Source organism: Thermohalobacter berrensis (assembly GCF_003609645.1).
Classification (GTDB): Bacteria; Bacillota; Clostridia; order Tissierellales; family Thermohalobacteraceae; genus Thermohalobacter; species Thermohalobacter berrensis.
On the sequence record NZ_MCIB01000038.1, the window covers coordinates 1 to 25,881 of the forward strand.

Here is a 25,881-nt window from a genome sequence, read left to right on the forward strand (position 1 = left end):
AGTTTACTAAATTTATTATTGAAATTAAGTAATTTTTTAGATATACTTAATAATTTCTTAACAAAACTTTAGAACTTGTTAAAAAGTATATATTATACTAAAGACAAAGGATAAGAAATTATTTAGGAGGGATATTATGTTAAGAAAAAGTATTGTAATTATACTAAGTTTAGTTTTAATTATATCATTTGTAGCATGTACAGGAAATGATGTTGAAAATAATGTACCAGAGGAAAATGGAGAACAACAAAATGAAGAAAATAATAATGATATTGTAAATCCTGAACCAGAAGAAAATTTAGAGGAAATAGTGTTATATTTTGCTGATGACCAAGCTATGAATCTTGTAAAAAGTAAAGTTAAAGTAGAACTAGGAAATAAAACCTTAGAAGAAGTAGTTTTAGAAAAGCTTAAAGAAGGCCCAGAATCTGAAGAGTTAATTAAAACAATACCAAGTCAAGTTGAAATAATAAGTGTGGAAGTAGTTGACAATACAGCTTTTGTAAATTTATCAAGTAAAAATTTACACGGTGGTTCAACAATGGAGACATTCTTAATAGCAAGTATAGTTAAATCACTAACAGAAATTGATTATATTGATAAAGTGCAATTTCTTGTAGATGGAAAGAAAAGAGAAACTTTAATGGGCCACATAATGATTAAAGATCCGTTTACCAGTGAAGAAGTAGAACAATTTGTAAATACCAAAGAATAAGATAGCAGCCATTTGGCCGCTATCTTATTCTTTATTTAATTAATATTCCTCTATAGGCAATAAATAAGTGACCCATAATAGGTCACTTTAAAAATTAATTTTATCTTTTCTTAGACCAACACTTAATACTAATCCAACACTAATCATATTTGTTAATAAAAAGGTTCCTCCATAGCTAATAAAGGGAAGTGGTATACCTGTAACAGGAACTAGTCCCATTGTCATACCTATATTTTCTATTATATGAAATGCCATCATAGAGGTTACCCCTATTACTATTAGAGAACCGTATAAATCCTTTGCATTTTTAGCTATCTTAATAAATTTATAAAGCAATAAAAAAAACAATAGGATTAGGGCTAGTCCACCTACAAAGCCTAATTCTTCACCAATTACAGCAAATATGAAATCTGTTTGCTTCTCAGGTAAAAATCCATACTGTGTTTGAACTCCATCAAAGAGGCCCCTTCCAAATATTTTTCCAGAACCTATTGCTATTTTAGACTGAGTAACTTGATATCCTGATCCCATAGCATCACGTTCAGGATTTAAAAACACTAATATTCTTTCTTTTTGATACTTTTCTAAGTTAAGCCAAAAAATTGGTAAACTTACTAGTCCAGCTCCTATAGCGTAAAAAATATATCTATAGTCCAATCCAGCTATAAATAGCATTATAGAGATAAAAAATATAAACACAAAGGCTGTTCCATAATCAGGCTGTAGAGCTATTAAACCTATTGGAACAGAACAAAAGAGGAATATTTTGATTAAAGTTTTCAACTCATTTATTCTTTCTTTGTTTTTATCAATAAACTTTGCTACACAAATAATAACACCTAACTTAACAATTTCAGAGGGTTGAAAGCTAAATCCACCGATGGCAATCCAGCTTCTTGCTCCCCATTGTTCTTCACCAAAACCAAACAGCAAAACAGCAACCAGTAATAGATTACAAAATCCATAAATAAGGAGATATAACTCGCCTAAAGTTTCGTAATCAATTAGTATAAGAACAACTATAGCTATTAAACCTAAAACAAATGCTGCTATTTGAGTTTTTAAAAAATGCATACTGCCTATCTCTGTATTCATAGTAGCACTATATATTACTAAAAAGCCATAAAAACAAAGTAAAATAGTTACTATAAGAAGGATATAATCAAACTTCTTTAGAAGTTTTCTTTCGAAATTTATCATATAGATACCCTTTCTCTTTAAGATATTAAAATTATAACATATATACAATTAAATCTAAATGGAGAATTCTGAGAACATCTTTTTTGGTAATTTACTAGGTTCATATTCACCGGTGATTTTATTATACTTATATTTTTTTAGCATATTTTTCTTATTAGAAACTAATAAATTTAATACTTTTATAAATTTATTTACTTCTTCAATAGTATTATACATGCCAAAACTTACTCTAACAAGTCCTGGAATATTTTTAGTATTTCCCATAATTAAATCTTTCTGTAATCTAGATATTTCTCTAGAAGATAGATTTAATAACTTATGAATGTATGGATGGGCGCAAAAACAGCCATTTCTAACTCCTATTCCACCTTCATATGCAAGTACAGAAGCTAAAAGGTTATGAGGAATTCCATTTACATTAAATGAGATTACTCCAACCATATCTTCTATATTTTCATTTATAGATGAATATATATTTACACTAGGAATCTCTTTTAGCTTTTTTATAATATGTTCTGTTAGTTTTTTTTCATGTTTTTTTATATTATCCATACCTATTTCATTAAGTATTTTAATTACTTTAGCTAAGGCTATTCCTCCAACAATATTTGGGGTTCCAGCCTCATCTTTATCAGGTAAATCTGCCCAATAGCTGTTATACTGAGTAACACTAATTATAGTTCCTCCACCAACATATTCTGGATCTCCTCTTTGGAAAAATTTTTTTGGTCCAATTAAAACACCCGTTCCAAAGGGAGCATACATTTTGTGGGCTGAAAAAACTAGAAAATCAATATAATCGTCATCTTTATAGCCGGACATATTTACCTTTCTATGAGGAACTAATTGAGCACCATCGACCATTATTTTAGCACCATATCTATGAGCTAAAGATGCAATGTAATGAATATTATTTATATAACCTGTTACATTTGATGCTCCAGTTACTGTAACTAGTTTAACCTTACCTTTATATTTTTTTAATTTATTTTCTAGGTCTTCTAAATCTAACCTTCCATCTTGACAGATATTAGTATGTAAAAGTTTTGCTTTTCTTCTCCAAGGAAGGTCATTAGAGTGATGTTCCATGATAGTAGTAATTACTATATCATCCTTATTTAATGGAAATCTATAAGAAAGTTTGTTTATAGCCTCCGTTGTATTTTTTACAAATATGACAGTATTTTTATTTTTATCTGAACCCACAAAGTCTGCAACTATATCATGTGCTTCTTCATAGGCAATAGTTGATATTTTTGATTTATAGCCTGTCCCTCTGTGTATATTAGAATACCATTCAAGAAACTCATTCATTTTATCTAATACAGGGACAAGTGTGGGGGTACTTGCAGCATTATCAAAATTAATATAATTTACTCTTTTATTGTTATGCAATAAAACTTTTTTGTCTATGCCAACTGTATACTTTCTAATATTTTTAATCGAATATTTTTTCTTAAAAAACATATTTACTCCCCCTAAAAAGATTATCAATACCATAATATGTATAATTCAAAAAAATGACACAAAATCTATTTAGTTTGTATAGGAATTTAGTTTAAAATAAAATATAAGGGTATATAAGTATAGATAGGGTTAAAAAACATAAAGATTAAGAGGTGATAATATGTACTTAGGATGTCATTTATCTATTTCTAAAGGGTATTACAAAGCTGCCAAAACAGCTTTAGATATAGGAGCCAATACCTTTCAGTTCTTTTCTAGAAATCCTAGAGGAGCTAGGGCCAAAAAATTAGATATGGATGATGTAGAAAAACTAGGAAGCTTCTTAAAGGAAAATAATTTTGGACCTATTGTAGCCCATGCACCTTATATTTTAAACTTAGCTTCCCATAAAGGTAAAACTTGGGAACTAGCCAAACGAGTAATAAAAGAAGATATGGATAGATTAGAAAAAATACCTTGCCCCTATTTTGTTTTCCACCCAGGAAATCATCTAGGAAAAGGAATAGAGTATGGAATAGAAAGGATAGCTGAAGGATTAAATGAGATAATAACAGGGAATGAAAATACTATGATATTATTAGAAACAATGTCTGGTAAGGGAACTGAAGTTGGATATAAATTTGAACAAATAAAGGGAGTAATTGATAAAGTTAAATATTCTGAATTATTAGGAGTTTGTCTAGATACTTGTCATATATATTCAGCAGGATATGATATAGTAAATGATTTAGACAATGTTTTAGAAGAATTTGATAATATTATTGGTATCGATAAATTAAAGGCTATACATTTAAATGACAGCATGAAAGATTTTAATAGTAAAAAGGATAGACATGAAAAGATAGGTGAAGGGACTATAGGAATTGAAGGTATAAAGAATATAATAAAACATCCTCAATTAAAAGATGTACCTTTCCTATTAGAGACTCCTAATGATGTTGATGGTTATGAAAGTGAGATAAAGTTATTAAAAGAATTAAAATAATTACTTAATTTATAACTTACAAAATAAACGATAGAGATTACATAAGGCACCTACTTAATAGGTGCCTTATTATAGCTTTTGTGGGAAAATATTACATAAATATTGTTTTTATAGATTTATTAAATTATAATAAATTGTAACAATAGTAATTAGGGTAGGTGAAAAATATGGGGAAATCAAGAATTTTAGTTGCTGATGATGAAAAGGAGATACAATTACTATTGAAAAAATACTTACAAAGGGAAGGTTATGAAGTTGATACTGCTTCAGATGGAAAAGATGTATTAGAAAAATTTAATAACAATAAGTACCATTTAATAATTTTAGATTTAATGATGCCTGAAATTGATGGTATAGAAACATGTAGACTATTAAGAAATAAAACCAATATACCTATTATAATGCTTACTGCTAAGGATAGTGAAGTTGATAAGGTAATAGGTTTAAGTATTGGGGCAGATGATTATATTACTAAGCCATTTAGTATAAATGAATTAATTGCAAGGGTTAAGGCTCATTTAAGAAGATATTTTATTTTAAGTAATCAAGACTCAAAAATTTCAAAGGAATTAAGTTTTGGCAACTTAATAATAGATTTAAAAAGTTATAGGGTATTTAAAAATAATAAAGAAATTCAGCTTACAGCTAAGGAATTTGAGTTGTTAAAGTTTTTAGCTAGTAATCATGAACAGGTTTTTACTAAAAGACAAATTTTTAGACAGGTTTGGAAAAATGAGTATCTTGAAGATGATAATACAGTAATGGTACATATTAGAAGATTAAGAAAAAAGATAGAAGATAATCCAAAGAAACCACAATATATACAAACAGTATGGGGAATAGGGTATAAATTTACAGGAGTTGAAAAAGAATGATAAAAATAAAGAAAAAAAATCTAATATTGTATTACATAGGAATACTTTCTACTTTCTTTTTATTAATAAATGAATATTTAAGATATAATAAATTTTTAACCTTAAACATAATTGCAAATATGATTAATTTTTTAATATTTATATATTTAGCATACTATCAGATAAAACAGAATAAATTGCTTAAAAAGTTAGTCATTACATCTAATAAAATACTTAAAGGAAATTTTAATACTAAAATATACATAAAAGGAAGTAAAATATTTTCTGAGTTTGGAAAGATTATTAATGATTTTTCAGAAACCTTAGCTAGAAATGCAGAAAAACAAAAAATTGTTGAGGAGTCTAGAAAAAAATTATTATCAAATATTTCCCATGATTTAAGAACACCTTTAACCTCAATTATAGGGTATATTGATGCGTTAAAAGATGGCGTTGCAGTTAATGAAAAGGAGAGAAAAGAATATTTAGATATAGTGTCATATAAGGCTAAGAATTTAAAGAAATTAATTGATGAAATTTTTTATATGGCAAAATTAGATTCAGATGACATACCGTTAAATTTTAAAAGTTATGATTTAGGAGAAATATTAAGGGAATGTATAATTGAGTTTTTACCACAAATTAATAAAAATAATATTGCTTTAAAAGTTAATATTCCTGATGAGAAAATGTTAGTATACGTTGATAAGTTAAGTTTAAATAGAGTTATAAGTAATCTTATTAACAATAGTTTAACTTATGGAGGGAAAGGAAAAGTATTAGGAATTGATGTTATTTCTTTAGATAAAGAATACAAAGTTACTATTTGGGATAAAGGACCAGGAATTGCCAATGAGCATTTACCTTACATATTTGACCGTCTATATATTACTGATATTTCTAGAAATAACCAATCTAAAAGAAGTGGACTAGGTTTAGCAATAGTAAAAAAACTTTTAGAAAAACATGAAGGCAAAATATGGGCAAATAGTATTCCTTATGAAAAAACGGAGTTTATATTTACATTACCTAAGTTTTAGAAGCAACACCATAGGGTGTTGCTTTTTTTAAGAAATTTGTAAGATTTAATTAAAAGTAATGTAAGTTTTCTTTTGTATTATATAGTTAACAAAAGAAAGGAGGAAAAAAATGAATGCAATTTTAAAAACACATAATCTCACAAAGAAATATGGAAATCAACTTGCAGTTAATAGTATAGACATAACAGTAAGAAGTGGAGAGATTTATTGTTTTTTAGGAAGAAATGGTGCTGGAAAGACTACTACCATAAAAATGTTACTAGGACTAGTAGAACCTACTGAAGGAGAAATAGAATGTTTTGGTCAAAATTTAAAAAGGTCAAAGAAAGATATACTAAAGAGAATTGGTTCTACAATTGAAGCACCTGGATTTTATCCAAATTTAACTGCATATGAAAATTTAAAAATAAATGCAAAATTAATAGGAATACAAAAAAATAGTGCAATAGATGAAGCACTAGAAACAGTTGGATTGTTAGAAGAAAAGAATAAGTTGGTAAAGAATTTTTCTCTAGGAATGAAACAGCGTTTAGGTATAGCAAGGGCAATCCTTCATAAGCCAGAACTGCTAATTTTAGATGAACCAACTAATGGTTTAGACCCTGTAGGAATAAAAGATACTAGAAGATTAATAAAGAGTTTGGCAGAAAAAAGGGATATAACAATTTTTATGTCTAGTCATATACTTAGTGAAGTAGAGCAGTTAGCTACTACTGTTGGAATCATCCATGAAGGGAAACTGCTAGAAGAAATTTCTTTTGAAAAATTGAGAAAAAAGAATAGAAAATATATATCATTAAAAGTATCTAATGATAGCAAAGCTACAATGATATTAGAAAGGAAATTAAATATATCTGATTATGAAGTCCATGGAGAAAATGAAATAAGGATATATTCCCATTATGATAAGGTTGGAGAAATAAATAAAACCCTTATTGAAAATCAAGTACTTGTAACTAAACTTTGTTTAAGTGAGGATAATCTTGAAGATTATTTTACCAAGTTAACTGGAGGGATTTCCATTGACTGATTTAATATATACAGAGATATTAAAATTAAAGCGTTCAAAAATGTTTATAGTGAGTCTTGCAGGTTCAACAGTTGCTCCTATATTAAATTTCTTTTTGTTTATAAGTATGAGGGCTAGAAGACCTAATGGATCTTATACATTTTCAGATTATTTTCAACAAACGAATTTATTTATCGCTTTTATTATAGGTACATTATTGTTTGGTTTAATTGCTACTTTCATATTTAACAGGGAATATCAAGAAGATACTATGAAAAATCTATTAACAATTCCAATTGGAAGAAACATGTTAATAATTAATAAATTAATGATACTATTCATGTGGATAATCTTTTTAATGATATTTTCATTAATTGTATGTACTGTTTTAGGTTTTATAGCTAATTTTACAGATTTTAACTTTAATATTTTTATTGAGTATTTAAAAGAGTATATATTTACTGGGGTCCTATTGTTTACATTAACTCCTCCTGTAATTTTAATTGCTTTAATATTTAAGGATTACGTACCTGCAATAGCCTTTAACATTGTAGTAACAGTAGCTGGAATAATAATTGGTAATTCAGAATATATAAGCATTTATCCTTGGACTGTACCAGCTGCTATTACTATAGATGGAATAAATCTAAAATATCCATTAATATACTCATGTATATCTATAATTTCAGTTTTCACATTATCATTAATAGCTTCTTTTATATATTTTAATAAAAAAGATTTAAACTAGTTAGGAAAATTAATACTAACTATAATATAGTTTAGAATTAATAAATTCATAGATAATAAAAAAACAGACCGTGATGGTCTGTTTTTTATTGCAAAAAAAGTATATATGAATAATAGCACAAATAATAAAAGATACTAAATACAGAAAATTATAAAGGATGGTAAACAATGAATGGGATACTGGTAAGTTTCTTAGTTGGGGCATGTACTGGAATTGGAGCATTACCTTTTTTGTTTGTAAAAAAGGTACCTTTAGCTATAAAAGATGGACTTTTAGGATTTGCTGCTGGAATAATGATTTTTGCAAGCTCCTTTAATTTATTAGAAACTGCTATGAAAGATGGAGACATATTTAACATAGTAGGTGGAATAGTAGTTGGTGCATTTGTTTTAACTTTTATTGAATATTTTGTTCCACATACCCATGCAGAGGATTACCATAAGAGTAATAAAACTAATATTAAAAAAAACTTTTTATTGGCAGTAGCAGTAGCAATTCACAACATACCAGAAGGATTTGCAGTAGGTGTTGGTTATGGTTCAGGTAATGTTGTAACAGGAATAAACCTAGCTTTAGCAATAGGAATTCAAAATATTCCAGAAGGTCTAGTGGTAGCAGCCCCTTTAATAGATGCAGGTTATTCTAAGTCTAAGGTAATTTTATTTTCATTTTTAACTGGCATTGGTGAACCTATTGCAGCTATAATAGGACTATACACAGTTAAAATAATTTCTAATTTATTGCCTTTTATTTTTTCATTTGCAGCTGGAGCTATGTTTTATGTAGTATCCCATGAACTTATACCAGAAAGCCATTGTAATAATAATGAAATAGTAGCTACCTATGGATTTATGGGAGGATTAATCCTGATGATAATTTTTAAAACCTTTATTGATGGATAACTATCTTTTAATCCAGAGTTTATCTAAATCAATATTTTGGATGCCACTAATTACCTTTTCTTCAAAATCTGGATATAGATTTTTTAAGTTTTTGACAAGTGTTTTCATTTCTTCACGTTTTGTCTGTTTATCCATAGGACATTTAGAGCCTTTGGCTAATGGAAGTGACTCCATTTTTACTACTTTTTCTATTGTTTCTTCATTTACATATATTAAAGGTCTTATTAAAGTTAAATCCTTTTTAGTGTTGTAGGTATTAGGTTTAAATGTTCCTATTTTTCCAGTATATATAAGATTTAACAGAAAAGTTTCTACTACATCAGTTAAATGGTGTCCAAAGGCTATTTTATTACAATTATACTTTTTAGCTATTCTAGATATGGCACCACGTTTAAGCTTTGAACATAGATAGCAAGGGCTTTTATCACTATTAAATATTCTTTGCCCTATATCAGTTTTTTCAACTATAAAGGGAATATTTAGTTCATTACAAAAATCTTTTATCGGAGTTACATTAACTCCTAAGTTTAAATCAATATGAGCACCTAAAATATCAAAATCCAGATAAGATCTGTTTTTTAAAAGGTTTAATGAATATAAAAGAAAAATACTGTCTTTACCTCCAGACAAACCAACTAGAATTTTATCTCCATTTTGAATTAAACTAAAATTGTCTACAGCTTTACGGATATTATTTAAAAATAATTTGTTGTACCATTTTTTCATTCTAATACCTCCTCTAAAAATATTATAGTTATAAAAAACTAAAAATCAAATAAATTCAAAATAGGAAGTGGTGAAGTGGAAAGACTTAAAAAAGAGATTCTTGAATGGGTAAAACTAATACTAATAGCAATACTTATATCAATTATTATTGATAAATTTATTATAAGTATATCAATAGTAGATGGAGAATCTATGGAGCTTACCCTTAAAGATAATGACCGATTATTTATAAATAAAATATGCTACCTCTTTAATAAACCTAAAAGAGGAGATATAATAATATTTAACCCACCTATAAAAGGGAGAAATGATGAATTGTTTGTAAAAAGGATTATAGCAGTTGAAGGGGACAGATTTTGCATACATAAAAATAAAATATACATAAATGGAGAGGTATTAAAAGAAAATTACATAAAGGATTATAAGTTTGTTCCTAGAAATTATGCTTATTTAGAAGGTGTTGTGCCTAAGGGATATGTATTTGTAATGGGAGATAATAGAAATAACAGTAATGATAGTAGAACATTTGGTTATGTTCCTGTAAAAAATATTAAGGGAAAGGTAGTTACTAAAATATGGCCATTAAATGAAATAAAGACTTTTTCTGCTAAATATCCTAAGGATGGTAATGGAATAAAAGATTAAAGGATGATTAAAATGAACATAAAAGACTATATCATAAAAGAAGCAGAAAAGATTGGAATAGATATTATAGGTTTTACAGGGGTTAAGCCTTTTGAAAATATGAAAAAGTTGTTAAAAGAAAGAAGAGACAAAGGATATGAAACTGAATTTGAGGAGAATGATATAGAATTAAGATATAATCCTAAAAAGGTTATGCCTAATAGTAAAAGTATAATTGTTATCGGAGTATCTTATAATCTTCATTATAAAAGTAGTAAAAAATTTAATGCAAGGGGTAGGCTTTCTAAGTCGTCATGGGGAAGAGATTATCATACTGTATTGAAAAACAAATTAGAAGAACTTGCAGATGCTATTAAGAAAGTAAAGGAGTTTGATTATAAAATTTTTGTTGATACAGGACCATTAATCGATAGGGAGATAGCAAAAAGGGCTGGTATAGGATGGTATGGGAAAAATTGTTCTATAATTAATGATAAATATGGTTCATTTATTTTTATTGGATATATGATTACTAATTTAGATTTAGAAGAAAATAGCCCTTTAGAAGAAAAATGTAAAACCTGTGACCTTTGTATTAGGGCATGTCCTACTAATGCTTTAGAAGAAAATTATAAAATAAATGCAACAAGATGTATATCATATTTAACCCAAACTAAAAGGAAAATTCCCTATGATTTAAGGGATAAGATGGGGATAAAGATATATGGGTGTGATACCTGCCAACTAGTTTGCCCTAAAAATAAAGGAGTAAATAAAGGAAACTGTGAAAGTTTTCTCCCAGAAAAAACAAGAGGTTATATTGAAATAGAAGAATTATTTAATCTTTCTAATAAAGAGTTTAAGAAAAAGTATGGCCATATGGCAGGAAGCTGGAGAGGAAAAAATGTTTTAAAAAGAAACTGTATTATAGCCATTGGCAACATGAAGGATAAAACATATTTAGATCTTTTAAAACAAACCCTTAAAGATCCAAGCCCAATGATAAGGGAATATACTGCATGGGCATTATTAAAAATAGAACCTAATGAGGGGAAAAAAGTTATCAAAGAACACCTTAAAATAGAGAAGGATGATAATGTTAAAAATGAAATGAAAAAGTTATTAGAGTATTTTGAAGGTGGTATTATTGAAAATAGGTATAATGTCTGATACACATATATCAAAAAAGGTTTCTAAATTAGATGGAATTATGGAAAGTTGTTTTGGAGATATTGATTTATTAATACATGCAGGTGATTATAAAGATATAGAGGTTGTAGAATATTTAAAAAAAAGTAAAGATTTTATTGGAGTTTATGGAAATGTAGATTGTAATTCTATTAAAAGTCTTTTAAATGAAAGGGAAATAATATCAATAGAGGGATATAGAATAGGAATATATCATGGTCATGGCAAGAAAGGAACTACAATTGAAAGGTCATATAACCAATTTATTGATGATAATGTGGACATAATAATATTTGGGCACAGCCATCAACCTATAGTAAAAACTATGAAAAAAACTCTAATGTTAAATCCAGGGTCTTTAATAAATAAAAGAAGGGAAAGGTGGTTTTCATATATTATATTAAATATTAAAAGGAATAATTTTAATGTAGAAATAAATTTTTTTGATGATTTATAAATATTCTTAAAATTTAACATATATTAAAAATAATTAACTTAAGGAGGAATATGGTAATCTCTTGTAGTATATTTATTAGTGAAGGGATAGGAAAACGTTGTATTGTCTAGGTATGTAATACTTAATTTTAGAGATTGTAAAATAAAAGGAGGTACATATTATGAGTAGTGTACATGAACTAAATTTCTTAAAAGAGAAGATTAATGAGTTAAAGGAACAAGGAGTATACAGAAAACTTCCTGTTCTTGAGGGTGCAAACGAAGCTGAAATTATACTTGATGGCAAAAAAGTAATAAACCTTTCATCAAATAACTACTTAGGGTTTGCAAATCACCCAAGACTTAAAAAGGCTGCTAAAGAGGCAGTTGAAAAATATGGTGTTGGTGCAGGTGCAGTAAGAACAATAGTTGGTAATATGGATATACATGAAGAATTAGAAGAAATATTAGCTAAGTTTAAAAGAGAAGAAGCAGCCATGGTATTTCAATCTGGATTTAACTGTAATGCTGGAACTATTCAAGCTATTACACAAAAGGGAGACTTAATAGTTTCAGATGAATTAAATCATGCAAGTATTATAGATGGAGCAAGATTAAGTAAAGCTGATAAGACAATATATAAACATTCAGATATGAATCATCTTGAAAAAGTTTTAAAGGAAAATAGAGATAAATACAAGAACATACTTATAATTACTGACGGTGTTTTTAGTATGGATGGTGATATAGCTAAATTACCAGAAATAGTTGAATTAGCAGAAAAATATGAAGCTATGACATATGTTGATGATGCCCATGGCTCTGGAGTTTTAGGTGAAAGTGGTAGAGGAACTGTTGACCATTTTGGATTACATGGAAGAGTTGATTTCAGCATTGGTACTCTATCTAAGGCAATTGGTGTTATCGGTGGATATGTAGCTGGTAGTAAGACAATGCAAGAATGGTTAAATCATAGAGGAAGACCAATACTTTTTAGTACTTCATTACCACCAGCCGCTGTAGGAGCTATAATTGAAGCAATAAAAATGCTTATGGAAACTACAGAATTTACAGATAGATTGTGGGATAATGCTAAATATTTCAAAGAAAAGCTTGGTAAATTAGGCTTCGATACAGGGAATAGTCAGACTCCAATTACACCAGTAATTATTGGTGACGAAGCTAAAACAATGGAATTTAGTAGAAAATTATTTGAAAAGGGAGTATTCGTATCTGGTATAGTATATCCAACTGTACCAAAGGGAACAGGAAGAGTAAGATGTATGGTAACAGCTGGACATACAAAAGAGCAATTGGATAGAGCAGTAGATATCTTCGAAAAAGTTGGTAAAGAAATGAATATATTAAAATAATATCAAAGCAGCCTTTTAGGCTGCTTTAAATTTGCTTAAATATAAAGTTTATTGTATTTTTCTACCTTTATTCTCTACATATTACATATGATATAATTTAGTTAGCTAATAATTTTAAAAAGTAGTGATAACATGGATCTTTTTTCTTTATTTAAATTTTTAGAAAACCTATCTTTTATTATTACATTTATCCTTAAAAGTATTTTTGATTTTATATTTTCCCATGACATTTTTTTGTTTTTATTTCTTTGGGTATGGCGAATTATCTTAATAGGTTATATAATCTTTTTTGTAATGCTGTTTATAATATCCTATAGAAATCGTTCTTAAATTTTTTTAATAACTTTCAAGTTGCTATTAACTTCTAAATCATAATTATGGATTAGCTTTTAAATTATATTTAACATTGAAGAAAAAATTTTTTTAGGCTAAAATTATTTTGTGTATCTAAATAAAAGGAGATGAAGAATAAATGAACCCAAAATTTCATGAAGAATATTTGCCTATGCTTGCAGGACTTACTGTCTCAATAATATTTGGTTTCTCTTTTTTATTTACAAAGGAAGGATTAGATGTACTTAAGCCCTTTCAATTATTAGCATTTAGATTTACTTTTGCAACATTATTATTAACTATTTTAAGGATTTTTGGAATTATTAAGATAAATTATAAAGGGAAAAGGATAAAAATATTATTATTTTTAGCCTTATTTCAACCAGTACTTTATTTTATATTTGAAGTTACAGGTGTAAATATGACTTCATCATCAGAAGCAGGTATGATGATTGCTTTAATACCTGTATTTGTAACAATATTAGCTGCTATTTTTCTTAATGAAAAACCAACTAAAAAGCAATTATTTTTTGTTATAATTTCTGTTTTTGGTGTTATATTTATTACTGTAATGAAGGATAATCTAAATACAAATGGTAATATTGTAGGAATTTTTGTACTTTTAGGTGCAGTAATCTCTGCTGGAGTATTTAATATTCTTTCAAGAAAATCATCACTTCATTTTAAACCAGTAGAAATTACATATATAATGCTTTTAATAGGAGCAATTGTTTTTAACCTAATATCAATTACTAGACATATTATTGAAGGGAATATACATCATTATTTAATACCTTTAACAAATGTAAAGGCACTAATTTCTATATTATATTTAGGAGGGTTATCTTCTGTAGTTGCTTTTTTTATGCTAAATTATATGCTTTCTAAAATTGAAGCCTCACGCTCATCTGTTTTTGCAAACATAACTACAATAGTTTCTATTGTTGCAGGTGTACTCATAAGGAAAGAGCCTTTTTATTGGTTTCATATTGTAGGAAGTATAATGATAATAATGGGTGTATGGGGTACAAACTATTATGGTGTGAAAAAGAAAAAAGAATTATCTGATGCTTAAATATTATGAGGTGAATAATATGGTAATTGGTGCATGTACTGTTGAGTTAATAATATATGAAGCTAATTCTTTAAAGGAAAAGAGGCAGGTTATTAAAAGTTTAATAGAAAGAATAAAATCACGTTATAATACCTCAATAGCTGAAATAGATTTTAATGATAAGTGGAGAAGATCCATTATTGGGTTTGCTTGTGTAACTAATAATACAAAACACGCTAATAAAATGGTTTCCAATGTGTTAAAATTTATAGAAAGGGATAGTAGAGTTGAAGTAAGTAATATAAATATAGAGATTCTTTAAAAAAGGTGGTTAATATATGAAAGATATTCTTCATAAATCTGAAATCAAAGAGGTTTTAGATATACTAAAAAAACTCTATCCTAATCCAAAATCTGAACTAAATTATTCTAATCCATTCGAACTATTAATAGCTACTATATTAGCAGCACAATGTACAGATAAAAGAGTAAACATGATAACTAAAGACTTATTTAAAAAATATAAAAAACCAGAAGATTATTTAGAACTTAGTGAAGAAGAACTAGGGAAGAAAATAAAAAGTTGTGGCTTTTATAGAAACAAGAGTAAAAATATATTAAAAACCTGTAAAATACTTGTGGAGAAATATGGGGGAAAAGTACCAAACAGTAGAGAGGAACTTATGAAACTACCAGGAGTAGGAAGAAAAACAGCCAATGTTGTAATAAGCAATGCATTTAATCAAGATGCAATAGCAGTTGACACCCATGTTTTTAGAGTATCCAATAGGATAGGTTTAGCAAATAGTAATGATGTATTTGATACAGAAAAGGATTTAATGAATAATATTCCTAAGAAAGACTGGTCTGATGCTCATCATTGGTTAATTTTTCACGGAAGAAGGGTATGTAAAGCAAGAAGACCAAAGTGTGAAGAGTGTCCTTTAACTAAGTACTGTCTGTATTATAAAAATCAAATAAAATAAATAAGGAATTAAAGGCAGCCAAGGGCTGCTTTTTAGTTTGCACTTTAATTTATCAAATAAAGAGGAATTATGACACTTTATGTTGAATAGGTAAAATGAAGTTATTAAAATGAGGTGGGAATAATGGAAAAGAACCAATTAGTAAATATAGAAAAGGAACAGTTAATATTCTCGCTAGATATTGGTACAAGGACAGTTATAGGTATTGTGGGAATTTTAGATAAAGATGATAAATTTAAGATATTGGCTACAGAAGTAGAGGAACATAAAGAAAGGTATATGTATGATGGACAAATTCATGATATTAATGGGGTTACAAAAATAGTAAAAAGAATAAAGGAAAACCTAGAAAAAACCATAGGAGTAAAACTTGAAAAAGTAGCTATTGCTGCTGCAGGTAGAGCATTAAAAACATATAGAGTTAGTGTAGAAAGGGAAATAGATATAAATAGAGAAATTGATAAAAGAATTGTTGAAAGCTTAGAAATGGAAGCTATTCAAAAAGCCCAAGAGTTATTAGATAAAGAAAGGAAGCAGAGTGAAGCCAAATATTATTGTGTCGGATATACTGTTGTTAATTATTATCTAGATGGTAATTTTATTGAGAATCTTGAAGGCCATAGAGGAAACAATATCGGTGTAGATGTTATAGCTACATTTTTACCTCATGTTGTTGTAGATAGCCTATATACAGTTATGAACAGGGTTGGCTTGGAAGTTATAAACATGACATTAGAGCCTATAGCAGCAATAAATGTTGCTATTAAAAAGAACTTAAGGTTACTTAATTTAGCTTTAGTTGATATAGGAGCAGGAACATCTGATATAGCAATAACAAAAGATGGTACTATTGTAGCATATGCAATGGTATCAGTTGCAGGTGATGAGATAACAGAAAAGATTGCTAAAACCTATCTTTTGGATTATGATACAGCTGAAAAACTCAAAGTGTGTCTAAATAAACAAAATGAACATGTTTTTCAGGATATAGTTGGGATTGAACATAGACTAAAAACAGAAGAGATACTTCAAAATATAGAAGAAAGTATTGATTATTTAGCAAAGGAAATAGCATATAAAATATTAGAATATAATGAAAAAGCTCCAAGTGCTGTATTCCTAATAGGTGGAGGAAGTCAAATTCCTAAATTGCCAGAATATATAAGTAAGTATGTTAAATTACCAAAAGAAAGAGTTGTAATTAAGGGAATTGACTCTATAGATGATGTTGAAGAAATTCCTGATGAACTTATTGGACCACATGCCATTACCCCTATAGGTATTGGAATAAAAGCTATTAAAGATAAATCAAAAGATTTTCTAGAGGTAACGGTAAATGGGCAAAAAATAAAGCTTTTTAATTCTAAATCTATTAAAGTATCCGATGCATTAGTTTTAATAGGTTTTAACCCTAAAAAGCTTATACCTAGAAGGGGAGAAAATTTCAAGTATTATCTGAATGAAGAGGAAAAAGTAATTAAAGGAGAAATAGGAAACCCAGCAGAGATTTATGTAAATAATAAAAAAGCAAACTTAGAATATAAGTTAAGAACTGGAGATAAAGTAGAAGTTAAGGAAGCTACTCAAGGTAGAAAACCTAAGCCCCGTCTTTATGACTGTATTGATATTGATAAAAAAATTATATTTAACGGAAGAGAAATCAATCTGATTGGCTATATTAAAGTTAATGGAGATATAGAAAATGAAAATATTCTAATTAAAGAAAATGATAAGATAGAGACCTTAGAATTAAAAACAGTTAAAGAATTATTTGATTATTTAGGGTTAAATACTAATGAATATTTAATCTATAAAAATGGAAATCTTGCTAAAGATAATGAAATTATAAAGGATAAAGATATAATTGAATCAAAACTAAAGGAATTAAAACCAACTCATAAAGTAAAATCGAAAAACAAAATTTCTGGGAGAAATAAAATAAGACTTATTATTAATGGTAAAGAAAAAACAATTAGACATAATAAGGACAAGTTTATCTTTATAGACATATTTGACTATATAGATTTTGATTTATCAAAGCCCAAAGGAATTCTTATGTTAGAAGTTAATGGAAATAGAGCAGAATATATTCAAGAATTAAGGGATGGGGATAGGATAAATATATATTGGAAGAGAAAATAAGTTGTATCCCTTTAGATGGCTTGCTAAAAATCATATATTACTTTAATTACTAATACAATTTAATAAAGAAAATTGAATAAGCCATTTAAGGGGGAAAATAGCGTGACTAATAAAAAAGCTATTATTATCTTGTCAGCTTTATTATTGATATTAGTAATTTCTGTGGGAATTTTTATGTTTATTGTATTAAATAAGACAACTATCCATAAAGGTGTAAAAATAAATACTGTACCAGTTGAAGGTTTAAGTAGGAGTGAGGCTGTAGAATATCTAAAGGAAAAGTTAGATGAGGACTTGGAAAAAAGGGTGTTAAAGCTAAAGTATCAAAATACGACTTATTCTTTTTCATATGATAAAATAGGAGTTTCATATGATTACTATACTGCTGTGGATAAAGCATATAAATTAGGAAGGGAAGGTAATCTAATTAAAAGAATAGGTGAAATAATAAGAATTGGTGTTAAGGGATATGAAATGTATATGGATTATAAAGTACAAGAAGATAAGTTAGATAGAGTTGTAAATATTATAGCCAGGGATTTAGATTTAGAAACTAAAAATGCTAAAATATTTTATCAAAACGGAAAATTAACTATTATTCCTGAAGTAAGAGGAAGAAGGGTAAATAAGGCTTTACTTAAAGAAAAAATAGTAAACAATTTATTAAATACAGGTTATGTATCTATCCCTGTAGAATATGAGAAACCTTCAATTACTGAAAAGATGCTTAAAAAGATAAATGGGCCATTAGGCTCCTTTACTACATATTATTCTGGTAGTAGTCAGGGAAGGATACACAATATAAAACTTGCGGCACGGTCAATTAATGGTAAAGTTATTCTTCCAGGTAAAATATTTTCCTTTAATAAGACTACTGGACCACGGGATGCAGAAGCAGGATATAAAAAGGCTAAAGTGGTTATAGATGGTGATTTAACAGATGGTGTAGGTGGTGGTGTTTGTCAGGTATCAACTACATTGTACAATGCTGTATTGTTATCAGATTTAGAGGTAGTTGAAAGACATCCCCATTCAATACCCTCTGCCTATGTTTCAAAGGGTAGAGATGCTACAGTTGCTTATAACTACTTAGATTTAAAGTTTAAAAACAATACAGAATTTCCTATATATATTCATACTGAAGCTATAAATAATAAAATATCTATAAGTATTTTTGGTAACACGGAAGATAAATCTAATAATATCAAAATTAAGTCGATTATTACTGAAACTATAAATCCTAAGATTAAAAAGATTGTAGATGATTCTCTTAAACCAGGAGAAACTTTAACAGTCCAAAAAGGAAGGTATGGATATAGGGTAAAAACTTATAAAGTAATATTAAAAAACGGTAAGGAAGTAAATAGAGAATTAGTATCAACTGATTACTATAAACCAAGAAACAAAATTATAAAAGTAGGCCCTCAATTAAAAGAAAATGTAGAAAATAATGGGTTGCTAAATTTATTGCAGTAGATAGTATGTTAGGAGGGAATTCTATTGGATGAATTATATGCAAAAGAGGTTGTATGTCCAATATGCAGCAATAAATTTAAGACAAGTAAAGTAAGAAGATCTAAAATGAGAATAGAAAAAAGGGATTCTGATCTACTTGCATATTATAAAGGGGAAAATCCAATAAAATATAGTGTTTTTGTCTGTCCAGAGTGTGGCTATGCAGCTATGGAAAATATTTTCAACAAGATAAAGGAAAAAGATAAAAATATAATTAGGGAAAAAGTTTCATCAAAATGGAATAAAAGAGAGTTACCATTAAAAAGAAGCATAGATGATGCAATTGAATACTATAAACTGGCTTTATATTGTGGGCAACTAATAGATTTAAAAAGGGTACAATTAGGAAATATATGTTTAAGAATATCTTGGCTTTACAGAATTAAAGGTGATGATGAAGAGGAAAGATTTTTAAATTATAGTTTAAGTATGTTTGAAGAAGGTTATTATAATGAAAGATTTTCTAAAGAAGGCTTTGATGAAATTACTTTAGGTTATCTTATAGGTGAATTATATAGACGTATTGGTGAAATTGATAAAGCAATATCTTGGTTTGGGACAGTTGTTTCTAATCCTTTAGTAAAGCAAAAGCCAAGGATTGAAAAATTAGCTAGAGAACAATGGTATGTAGCAAAGGAGCAGAAAAGGGCAGGTGCTTAGATGAAGGTATTTTATTATAGCTTTAATACTAAACTAGGAAAATTTAAAGCTGCATTTACAAATGAAGGGATAGTAAAGCTTTCACTTCCCACTGAAAAGGAGAAAGATTTTTTTGACTGGCTTAAGAGATATTTTAACGACTTAAAGGAATATAGAGGTGACAATAAAGAGATTGATTGGAAGATTAACAGATATTTAGAAGGGAAAATAAAAAAAATTGATATTCCAATAAAGTTATATGGTACAGATTTTCAGAAAAGGGTTTGGAGAGAACTTTTAAAAATTCCCTATGGTGAAGTTAGAACTTATAAATATATAGCTGAAGCTATAAATAAAACAAAAGGTTACAGAGCAGTAGGAAATGCAAATAATAAAAATCCAATCCCAATAATTGTACCTTGTCACAGGGTTATTGGAACTAACAAAAGGTTAATAGGTTATGGAGGAGGTCTTGATCTTAAAGCTAAACTTCTTAGATTAGAAGGAGTTAAGTTTTCTGATAAAATAATTTCAAAATAGTAAATAAGCGCAGACTTTAGTCTGCGCTTATTTACTATAGTGGAAAAAGCTGATTGAAACAAACTAAAAACTGTAAAAAACATTAATAAAAATTACAGATATTATCACAGATAGGAGAGTTACTTGAGCTGATTCATCAAAAGGAATATAATGGAATTAATAATTAAATAAAAAATGATTTTACTAGGGAGGTGAAATTATCAATACTGTTATTATAAATTCAGCACCTGGAGTAGGAAAAACAACATTACTAAAATTACTTGAAGACAAATTATCTAATGGTTATGCAATAATAGATGGAGATGATGTAGGGCGGACAATTCCATTAAACCTTTCAATAGATTGGTTAAACTTAATTCAAGATAATATTATTGCATGTGCAAAAAATTTTAAAGATTATAATATAAACACTTTAATTGTCTCTTTTGTTTTTCCCAGTCAGGAACGTCTTGAAAGATTAGCTAAATTGCTTATAAAGGAAGGAAATGCTGTTTATCATATAACCCTAACGTGTGAATCAAGTGTACTTAAAAAAAGAATAAAAATGAGGAATACTCAAAAATTAGTTAGTATTAAACGTGCACTTGAATGTAATAATCAAATAAAAAAATTGGAATCTCATTACTCTATTAATACAACACAAAAATCTCCTGAACAAGTGGCAGATATTGTATGTGAAATAGTAGATGAATTAATAAATAGGAGTGGAAAAAATAATGACTAAGCTTATTGATTTAAATCATGATATTGTTAACAATATGACTGTACATCCATATGATGATGTAGTTAAGCTTTATCAAAATAAATTTTTACAAGAGGATAAATATAATAACTATAGATTGGAAATTGGAATGCATGCAGGTACTCATATTGATACTCCCATGCATTTGACTAATAGGAAGACATTCGTAAATGAAATTTCATTAGACAGATTTATAGGGAATGGATGTTTACTTGATGTTAGAAATGAGAGTGTAATTAAATACAAGGAAAAATATTCTAATATTGTAAATGAAAATGATATTGTTTTGTTATTTACAAATCATGATGAGAAATATGGAACAAGGGAATATTTTATAAACCACCCAATTGTTGATGAGGAACTAGCAGAATTTTTTGTAGAAAAAAAGATAAAAATGTTAGGAATGGATTTGCCATCACCAGACAAGTATCCATTTAAGATACACAAAATACTTTTTGATAACGATATATTTATAATAGAAAATATGACCAATTTATCAAAATTATTATCTTATGATAGCTTTGAAATTATAGCGTTTCCTTTAAAAATAAAAGCAGAAGCATCTATGACTAGAGTTGTAGCAAGAATCTAATATAATATGCTACATTAATAAAGGCATGACACCTATTAAATTAAGATGTCATACCTAATGTTAGGATTATTTTCATTATTTATTTAAAATCTTGCTTTTTAAAAGCTATTAGAAAATATTTATCTTTAAATTTTTCTTCTAAATTCTTTATTTCTTGCAATTCCTTATCATTAAGGTCAGCTAATGGTACTTGATTTAGTCTATTTTTAAATTCCATAAATTAATTCCTCCTAGGAATTTTACTTTTATTATAACTCATATAATATTAACCTATACATTCTAATAAAGTATACTTTGATGGTAGTTTGCTAATTTAAGATTAATATTTCAGGGTTGACTTTTTCAGAAAATTATGAAAGTTACTAGGAATATTGTATAAATTTTACAATTATTAATATTAAACAATAAAATAGTTCTGATTAGTTAGTATATTCCCCCTTATTTGTGGAAGGTTTACAAATCATTAATAATTAACTGTAATTAATAGGATTAAATTCTATATATAATAAATTTAATTTTATTTTAAATTAATAAATATTTATAAATTACCAACAAAGGTTATGCTAATTAAAAAGAGAATTTTGCTAATATAATAAATATAAATAATATATTTGGGGGGATAATATGGGAAGTGGGAAAGTAGAATCAGTTAAAACCAAGGACGAATGTAAAGTTGTGAAAGATGAACTAAGGTACAAAATAGATGACAGACCACCAGTAAAAGTTGCAATTCCACTGGCAATACAAAATATTGTAGCAGCATTTAGTGGTATAGTTGCAGTACCATTAGTGGTAGGGGGAGCTTTAGGTCTTTCAGTAGCAGAGATGGCTTTTTTAGTAAACTCAACACTTTTTATGGCTGGAGTAGCAACCTTTATTCAGGCCTATGGTGTAGGTCCTGTAGGAGCAAGGTTGCCATGTGTAATGGGTACAGATTTTACCTTTGTTGGTCCTTCTATAGCAGTAGGAAGTTCAATGGGATTACCCGGTATATTTGGCGCTACATTGATAGCATCATTTGTTGAAATAATATTAAGTAGATTTATTAGACCACTTATGAAGATTTTTCCACCTGTAGTAACTGGTACAGTGGTCACGCTTATAGGTTTAACTATCCTTCCTGTATCAGTAGATTGGGCAGCAGGTGGAGTTGGTTCTCCAGATTATGGGAGTCTAAGAAACGTTTTCTTAGCATTAACTGTAATGATAATTATTATGATTTTAAATCAATGGGGAAAAGGTTTTATTAGTGCAGGTTCTATACTAATAGGTATTATATGCGGGTATATCATATCTATACCTATGGGGTTATTAGATACAACCCCTGTAAAGGAGGCATCGTGGCTATCATTCCCGACTCCGTTTAAATTTGGAATTAAATTTAGTCTAACTGCAATACTTGCCTTTATACCTGCCTATTTAGTTACTACTATTGAAAGTGTAGGTGACTTAATAGCAGTAGGTCAAGCTAGTAATCATAAATTATCTAGTGATGAATTATCACGTGGTATATTAGCTGATGGTGTTGGAAGCTTTTTAGCTGGTATATTTAATGCAGGTCCAAATACCTCTTTTAGTCAGAATGTAGGTATTATACCTATAACAGGTGTAGCAAGTAGATTTGTTGTTGTAATAGCTGGTATAATACTAATGCTTTCAGGAATTTTCCCTAAATTAGGTGCTCTAATAGCAATTATGCCTCAACCAGTTTTAGGGGGGGCAGGGATTATGATGTTTGGAATGATTGCTGTTGGAGGAATAAAAATATTAAAGCAAGTAAACTTTACAAGAAGAAATAGTCTTGTAGTTGCAATATCAATTGGATTGGGGTTAGCTGTAGTAGTAAGACCTGGGATATTAGAGCATTTTCCACAAGGTATAAGAACTATTTTAGAATCAGGAATAACAACAGGTACAATATCAGCATTGATACTAAATCTAATTTTACCTAAAAAAATTTAAAAACAAATATAGACTATGATTGAAAGTTTTGAGGCAAGGAATTTACTTCCTTGCCTCACTTTTTTTTGTGTCTTTTTACACATCATTAGAATATATATTAAGTAAAAAGGGGGGATTTTTTTGGTTATAAAAAGATTATTTAGTATCCCTGATAAAAAACCAATAGTTTTTATACCAGGACTTTTTGGTTCTTTAGGAGATGAAATTTTACCAGGAACAGGAAAGTTTAGCTTTGGGTTAGCTGAACATGTATATAGACCAATCATCGACAACCTAGAAGAGCTAGGATATAAAAAGGATAAAGATTTGTTTATAGCATTTTATGATTGGAGAAAAGATATTTTCTATTGTACTCAAAAATATCTGATTCCTACCATAACTAAAGTAAAAGAAATTACAGGCGCTAAAAAAGTAAATTTAGTTTGCCATAGCCTAGGGGGATTAGTGGCAAGGGCATATATACAAAGCTATCTATATGCTTATGATGTAGATAAGCTTATTTTGTTTGGAACACCAAATAGAGGATCAGTTGATGCATACTATTTTTGGGAAGGAGGTAATTATCCGGAAAAAGAAAAAACTTTTAATTTTCTATATCAAATTTTATGGGAAGGATTTGTATATTTTTTTAAATTATTGTATGGAGAGAAAAATGAATTAAAACTACTTCATAACTATTTTCCTTCCATAAAACAATTACTTCCAAGTTATGATTATGGAGATTATATTTTTTATGAAAGCTCTAATCGAACAAAACACTTTATTCCAATTCAACGGATGGAAGTAAAAAATGAGTTTTTAAATACTTTAAATAGAAGAAAATATCAAATTTATTTAAGGGGAGTTAGAGTGTATCTAATATCTAGTAAAGGATATAAAACTAATAAGTTTATTTGCGTTGATAGGAATAATAGATATAAAAATTTATGGATTGATGGGAAACCATTTTATAACGTGACAACTTTATTAGGAGATGGGACAGTTACCAATAGTAGTGCATATGGTATATATGGAAAAAGATATTTTCTAAAAGGAGACCATGTAGACATCTTAAAAGAGAGTAAATCTGTTTTAACAAATATATTTAATAGAAGAATTGAATATAAAAAACATAAAAGAGAAGAGGTTAATTATATACATAGTATATTAGCAAAAGATGTTTCAAATATAGAGATTATGCAGAGTAATAAAGGCAGATATATAAGTGAAGATTTAGAAGACGGGGAAGTAACTGCAAAACGGGTGGGAAAAAATAATCTGTGGGTTTTAGTAAAGCAAAGGGGAAAAAAAGGATTAAGAATATCATTTACTCCCCTAAAGAATAAAAAAGGTAGTATAGTTGTATGTAGTGGTGGAAAGAGAAAAGGAATTAAAAAAATAAGAAATATTAGTAAAGACAAAAAATTTACATTAAATACATGAAATGTTTTGAATTACCAACTTGAACAAACTATACTGTATTTGTTATTATTTAATTAGTTTGAAAACTTATATACAATTATTAATTATCAGTTAGTAGCAAAAATTTTTATACCTAATTGAAGAGAAAGGGGTTTTTAAATGGAGGAAAAGAAAATAAAGGGAATAGTACAAGTCTATACAGGGGATGGGAAAGGGAAAACAACAGCAGCCATTGGACAAGGCTTAAGGGCAGCAGGCCATGGTTATAGAGTTACTATGGTACAATTTTTAAAAGGACGTGATTCTGGAGAGGTTGAAAGTATAAAAAAACTAGAGCCTAATTTTAAAATATTGAGATTTGATAGGACAAGAAAATTTTTTTGGAATATGAATGAGGAAGAAAAGAATGAATTAAAGAACAAAATAAATAATGCTTTTGAGTACATTGAAGAAAGTATTAATAAGGATGAGTATGATATTTTAATTCTAGATGAGATTATGGCTGTAATTAATAATAATTTAGTTTCTATTGAAAAAGTTATTGATATTTTAAAAAACAAACCAGAAAATGTTGAAATAATTTTAACTGGAAGGAACGTACCTAATCAAATACTAGATATAGCTGATTTAGTAACTGAAATGAAGATGATAAAGCATCCTTTTTCTAAAGGAATTCCTGCAAGAAAAGGAATAGAATACTAAGAAATGG

27 protein-coding genes are annotated in these 25,881 nt (G+C 28.0%); 23 read left to right on the forward strand and 4 right to left on the reverse strand.

Going from position 1 to position 25,881, the window contains the following annotated elements; all coding sequences use genetic code 11:
• Positions 1 to 136 precede the first annotated feature (136 nt).
• On the forward strand, positions 137 to 715 hold the full coding sequence (locus BET03_RS11915; protein ID WP_120170528.1) for a GerMN domain-containing protein: 579 nt from the start codon (positions 137 to 139) through the stop codon (positions 713 to 715).
• An 87-nt stretch (positions 716 to 802) separates the two neighbouring features.
• Here the strand turns inward: BET03_RS11915 and rodA are convergent, their stop codons facing one another.
• Together rodA and BET03_RS11925 are read right to left on the reverse strand one after the other, a co-directional pair.
• Positions 803 to 1,915 (reverse strand): rod shape-determining protein RodA, encoded by a 1,113-nt coding sequence (rodA, locus tag BET03_RS11920; RefSeq protein WP_120170529.1) that lies wholly within the window; start codon positions 1,913 to 1,915, stop codon positions 803 to 805.
• 54 nt (positions 1,916 to 1,969) lie between these two features.
• Positions 1,970 to 3,382 carry an aminotransferase class V-fold PLP-dependent enzyme gene (locus tag BET03_RS11925; RefSeq protein WP_120170530.1) on the reverse strand — a complete coding sequence of 471 codons (1,413 nt, stop codon included), beginning with the start codon at positions 3,380 to 3,382 and terminating at the stop codon, positions 1,970 to 1,972.
• 160 nt (positions 3,383 to 3,542) lie between these two features.
• On the opposite strand from BET03_RS11925, the gene BET03_RS11930 reads away from it, so the two are divergent.
• The 6 genes from BET03_RS11930 (at position 3,543) to BET03_RS11955 (ending at position 8,920) form a co-directional block, all read left to right on the forward strand.
• Positions 3,543 to 4,367 carry a deoxyribonuclease IV gene (locus tag BET03_RS11930; protein ID WP_120170531.1) on the forward strand — a complete coding sequence of 275 codons (825 nt, stop codon included), beginning with the start codon at positions 3,543 to 3,545 and terminating at the stop codon, positions 4,365 to 4,367.
• A gap of 167 nt (positions 4,368 to 4,534) precedes the next feature.
• The gene (locus BET03_RS11935) at positions 4,535 to 5,242 is read left to right on the forward strand and encodes a response regulator transcription factor (protein ID WP_120170532.1); all 708 of its coding nucleotides are present in this window, start codon (positions 4,535 to 4,537) and stop codon (positions 5,240 to 5,242) included.
• On the forward strand, positions 5,239 to 6,261 hold the full coding sequence (locus BET03_RS11940; RefSeq protein ID WP_207666074.1) for a sensor histidine kinase: 1,023 nt from the start codon (positions 5,239 to 5,241) through the stop codon (positions 6,259 to 6,261). Before BET03_RS11935 ends, BET03_RS11940 begins: the two co-directional genes overlap by 4 nt.
• Before the next feature lie 109 nt (positions 6,262 to 6,370).
• Entirely contained in the window at positions 6,371 to 7,291 is a 921-nt protein-coding gene (locus tag BET03_RS11945; protein ID WP_120170533.1) for an ABC transporter ATP-binding protein, read from the forward strand.
• The gene (locus BET03_RS11950) at positions 7,284 to 8,018 is read left to right on the forward strand and encodes an ABC transporter permease (protein ID WP_120170534.1); all 735 of its coding nucleotides are present in this window, start codon (positions 7,284 to 7,286) and stop codon (positions 8,016 to 8,018) included. Before BET03_RS11945 ends, BET03_RS11950 begins: the two co-directional genes overlap by 8 nt.
• A gap of 167 nt (positions 8,019 to 8,185) precedes the next feature.
• Positions 8,186 to 8,920 (forward strand): ZIP family metal transporter, encoded by a 735-nt coding sequence (locus tag BET03_RS11955; RefSeq protein ID WP_120170535.1) that lies wholly within the window; start codon positions 8,186 to 8,188, stop codon positions 8,918 to 8,920.
• Here the strand turns inward: BET03_RS11955 and BET03_RS11960 are convergent, their stop codons facing one another.
• Positions 8,921 to 9,646 (reverse strand): tRNA lysidine(34) synthetase, encoded by a 726-nt coding sequence (locus tag BET03_RS11960; RefSeq protein WP_120170536.1) that lies wholly within the window; start codon positions 9,644 to 9,646, stop codon positions 8,921 to 8,923.
• Between the two features lie 75 nt (positions 9,647 to 9,721).
• Here BET03_RS11960 and lepB point away from each other — a divergent pair, with 75 nt between their 5' ends.
• From lepB to BET03_RS12025, 13 genes are all read left to right on the forward strand, one after another.
• On the forward strand, positions 9,722 to 10,291 hold the full coding sequence (gene lepB / locus BET03_RS11965; RefSeq protein WP_120170537.1) for a signal peptidase I: 570 nt from the start codon (positions 9,722 to 9,724) through the stop codon (positions 10,289 to 10,291).
• Between the two features lie 12 nt (positions 10,292 to 10,303).
• Positions 10,304 to 11,440: a tRNA epoxyqueuosine(34) reductase QueG gene (queG, locus tag BET03_RS11970; RefSeq protein WP_120170538.1), complete on the forward strand. Its 1,137-nt coding sequence runs from the start codon at positions 10,304 to 10,306 to the stop codon at positions 11,438 to 11,440.
• Positions 11,418 to 11,915: a metallophosphoesterase family protein gene (locus tag BET03_RS11975; protein WP_183108853.1), complete on the forward strand. Its 498-nt coding sequence runs from the start codon at positions 11,418 to 11,420 to the stop codon at positions 11,913 to 11,915. Before queG ends, BET03_RS11975 begins: the two co-directional genes overlap by 23 nt.
• 160 nt (positions 11,916 to 12,075) lie before the next feature.
• Positions 12,076 to 13,266, forward strand: a complete 1,191-nt coding sequence (locus BET03_RS11980; RefSeq protein WP_120170539.1) for a glycine C-acetyltransferase — start codon at positions 12,076 to 12,078, stop codon at positions 13,264 to 13,266.
• 472 nt (positions 13,267 to 13,738) lie between these two features.
• The gene (locus BET03_RS11985; RefSeq protein WP_120170540.1) at positions 13,739 to 14,674 is read left to right on the forward strand and encodes a DMT family transporter; all 936 of its coding nucleotides are present in this window, start codon (positions 13,739 to 13,741) and stop codon (positions 14,672 to 14,674) included.
• Entirely contained in the window at positions 14,667 to 14,975 is a 309-nt protein-coding gene (locus BET03_RS11990) for a DUF503 domain-containing protein (protein ID WP_341466510.1), read from the forward strand. The genes BET03_RS11985 and BET03_RS11990 overlap by 8 nt, the downstream gene beginning before the upstream one ends.
• Before the next feature lie 16 nt (positions 14,976 to 14,991).
• Complete coding sequence (nth, locus tag BET03_RS11995) at positions 14,992 to 15,639, forward strand: endonuclease III (protein ID WP_120170542.1); 648 nt, start codon at positions 14,992 to 14,994, stop codon at positions 15,637 to 15,639.
• Between the two features lie 123 nt (positions 15,640 to 15,762).
• Positions 15,763 to 17,781, forward strand: coding sequence for a cell division protein FtsA (locus BET03_RS12000; protein WP_120170543.1), 2,019 nt, complete (start codon positions 15,763 to 15,765; stop codon positions 17,779 to 17,781).
• Between the two features lie 102 nt (positions 17,782 to 17,883).
• On the forward strand, positions 17,884 to 19,257 hold the full coding sequence (locus BET03_RS12005) for a VanW family protein (RefSeq protein ID WP_243096935.1): 1,374 nt from the start codon (positions 17,884 to 17,886) through the stop codon (positions 19,255 to 19,257).
• 24 nt (positions 19,258 to 19,281) lie between these two features.
• Positions 19,282 to 19,956 carry a DUF2225 domain-containing protein gene (locus BET03_RS12010; RefSeq protein ID WP_120170544.1) on the forward strand — a complete coding sequence of 225 codons (675 nt, stop codon included), beginning with the start codon at positions 19,282 to 19,284 and terminating at the stop codon, positions 19,954 to 19,956.
• On the forward strand, positions 19,957 to 20,475 hold the full coding sequence (locus BET03_RS12015) for a methylated-DNA--[protein]-cysteine S-methyltransferase (protein ID WP_120170545.1): 519 nt from the start codon (positions 19,957 to 19,959) through the stop codon (positions 20,473 to 20,475).
• 544 nt (positions 20,476 to 21,019) lie between these two features.
• Positions 21,020 to 21,199 carry a hypothetical protein gene (locus BET03_RS14085; protein ID WP_243096936.1) on the forward strand — a complete coding sequence of 60 codons (180 nt, stop codon included), beginning with the start codon at positions 21,020 to 21,022 and terminating at the stop codon, positions 21,197 to 21,199.
• The gene (locus BET03_RS12025) at positions 21,192 to 21,809 is read left to right on the forward strand and encodes a cyclase family protein (protein WP_120170547.1); all 618 of its coding nucleotides are present in this window, start codon (positions 21,192 to 21,194) and stop codon (positions 21,807 to 21,809) included. Before BET03_RS14085 ends, BET03_RS12025 begins: the two co-directional genes overlap by 8 nt.
• Positions 21,810 to 21,888: 79 nt before the next feature.
• Here BET03_RS12025 and BET03_RS13725 read toward each other — a convergent pair whose 3' ends face one another.
• Positions 21,889 to 22,026, reverse strand: a complete 138-nt coding sequence (locus BET03_RS13725; protein ID WP_183108854.1) for a hypothetical protein — start codon at positions 22,024 to 22,026, stop codon at positions 21,889 to 21,891.
• A gap of 407 nt (positions 22,027 to 22,433) precedes the next feature.
• On the opposite strand from BET03_RS13725, the gene BET03_RS12030 reads away from it, so the two are divergent.
• The 3 genes from BET03_RS12030 (at position 22,434) to BET03_RS12040 (ending at position 25,874) form a co-directional block, all read left to right on the forward strand.
• On the forward strand, positions 22,434 to 23,771 hold the full coding sequence (locus BET03_RS12030; RefSeq protein ID WP_120170548.1) for a nucleobase:cation symporter-2 family protein: 1,338 nt from the start codon (positions 22,434 to 22,436) through the stop codon (positions 23,769 to 23,771).
• Between the two features lie 120 nt (positions 23,772 to 23,891).
• The gene (locus BET03_RS12035) at positions 23,892 to 25,193 is read left to right on the forward strand and encodes an esterase/lipase family protein (RefSeq protein ID WP_183108855.1); all 1,302 of its coding nucleotides are present in this window, start codon (positions 23,892 to 23,894) and stop codon (positions 25,191 to 25,193) included.
• Positions 25,194 to 25,331: 138 nt separating this feature from the next.
• Positions 25,332 to 25,874, forward strand: coding sequence for a cob(I)yrinic acid a,c-diamide adenosyltransferase (locus BET03_RS12040; RefSeq protein WP_120170550.1), 543 nt, complete (start codon positions 25,332 to 25,334; stop codon positions 25,872 to 25,874).
• Positions 25,875 to 25,881: the final 7 nt, after the last annotated feature.

Coding starts and splice junctions, on each gene's coding strand:
- BET03_RS11915 (WP_120170528.1), top strand. CDS start 137: ATGTTAAGAAAAAGTATTGTAATTATACTAAGTTTAGTTTTAATTATA.
- rodA (WP_120170529.1), bottom strand. CDS start 1,915: ATGATAAATTTCGAAAGAAAACTTCTAAAGAAGTTTGATTATATCCTT.
- BET03_RS11925 (WP_120170530.1), bottom strand. CDS start 3,382: ATGTTTTTTAAGAAAAAATATTCGATTAAAAATATTAGAAAGTATACA.
- BET03_RS11930 (WP_120170531.1), top strand. CDS start 3,543: ATGTACTTAGGATGTCATTTATCTATTTCTAAAGGGTATTACAAAGCT.
- BET03_RS11935 (WP_120170532.1), top strand. CDS start 4,535: ATGGGGAAATCAAGAATTTTAGTTGCTGATGATGAAAAGGAGATACAA.
- BET03_RS11940 (WP_207666074.1), top strand. CDS start 5,239: ATGATAAAAATAAAGAAAAAAAATCTAATATTGTATTACATAGGAATA.
- BET03_RS11945 (WP_120170533.1), top strand. CDS start 6,371: ATGAATGCAATTTTAAAAACACATAATCTCACAAAGAAATATGGAAAT.
- BET03_RS11955 (WP_120170535.1), top strand. CDS start 8,186: ATGAATGGGATACTGGTAAGTTTCTTAGTTGGGGCATGTACTGGAATT.
- BET03_RS11960 (WP_120170536.1), bottom strand. CDS start 9,646: ATGAAAAAATGGTACAACAAATTATTTTTAAATAATATCCGTAAAGCT.
- queG (WP_120170538.1), top strand. CDS start 10,304: ATGAACATAAAAGACTATATCATAAAAGAAGCAGAAAAGATTGGAATA.
- BET03_RS11980 (WP_120170539.1), top strand. CDS start 12,076: ATGAGTAGTGTACATGAACTAAATTTCTTAAAAGAGAAGATTAATGAG.
- BET03_RS11985 (WP_120170540.1), top strand. CDS start 13,739: ATGAACCCAAAATTTCATGAAGAATATTTGCCTATGCTTGCAGGACTT.
- BET03_RS11990 (WP_341466510.1), top strand. CDS start 14,667: ATGCTTAAATATTATGAGGTGAATAATATGGTAATTGGTGCATGTACT.
- nth (WP_120170542.1), top strand. CDS start 14,992: ATGAAAGATATTCTTCATAAATCTGAAATCAAAGAGGTTTTAGATATA.
- BET03_RS12000 (WP_120170543.1), top strand. CDS start 15,763: ATGGAAAAGAACCAATTAGTAAATATAGAAAAGGAACAGTTAATATTC.
- BET03_RS12015 (WP_120170545.1), top strand. CDS start 19,957: ATGAAGGTATTTTATTATAGCTTTAATACTAAACTAGGAAAATTTAAA.
- BET03_RS14085 (WP_243096936.1), top strand. CDS start 21,020: ATGAGGAATACTCAAAAATTAGTTAGTATTAAACGTGCACTTGAATGT.
- BET03_RS12025 (WP_120170547.1), top strand. CDS start 21,192: ATGACTAAGCTTATTGATTTAAATCATGATATTGTTAACAATATGACT.
- BET03_RS13725 (WP_183108854.1), bottom strand. CDS start 22,026: ATGGAATTTAAAAATAGACTAAATCAAGTACCATTAGCTGACCTTAAT.
- BET03_RS12030 (WP_120170548.1), top strand. CDS start 22,434: ATGGGAAGTGGGAAAGTAGAATCAGTTAAAACCAAGGACGAATGTAAA.
- BET03_RS12040 (WP_120170550.1), top strand. CDS start 25,332: ATGGAGGAAAAGAAAATAAAGGGAATAGTACAAGTCTATACAGGGGAT.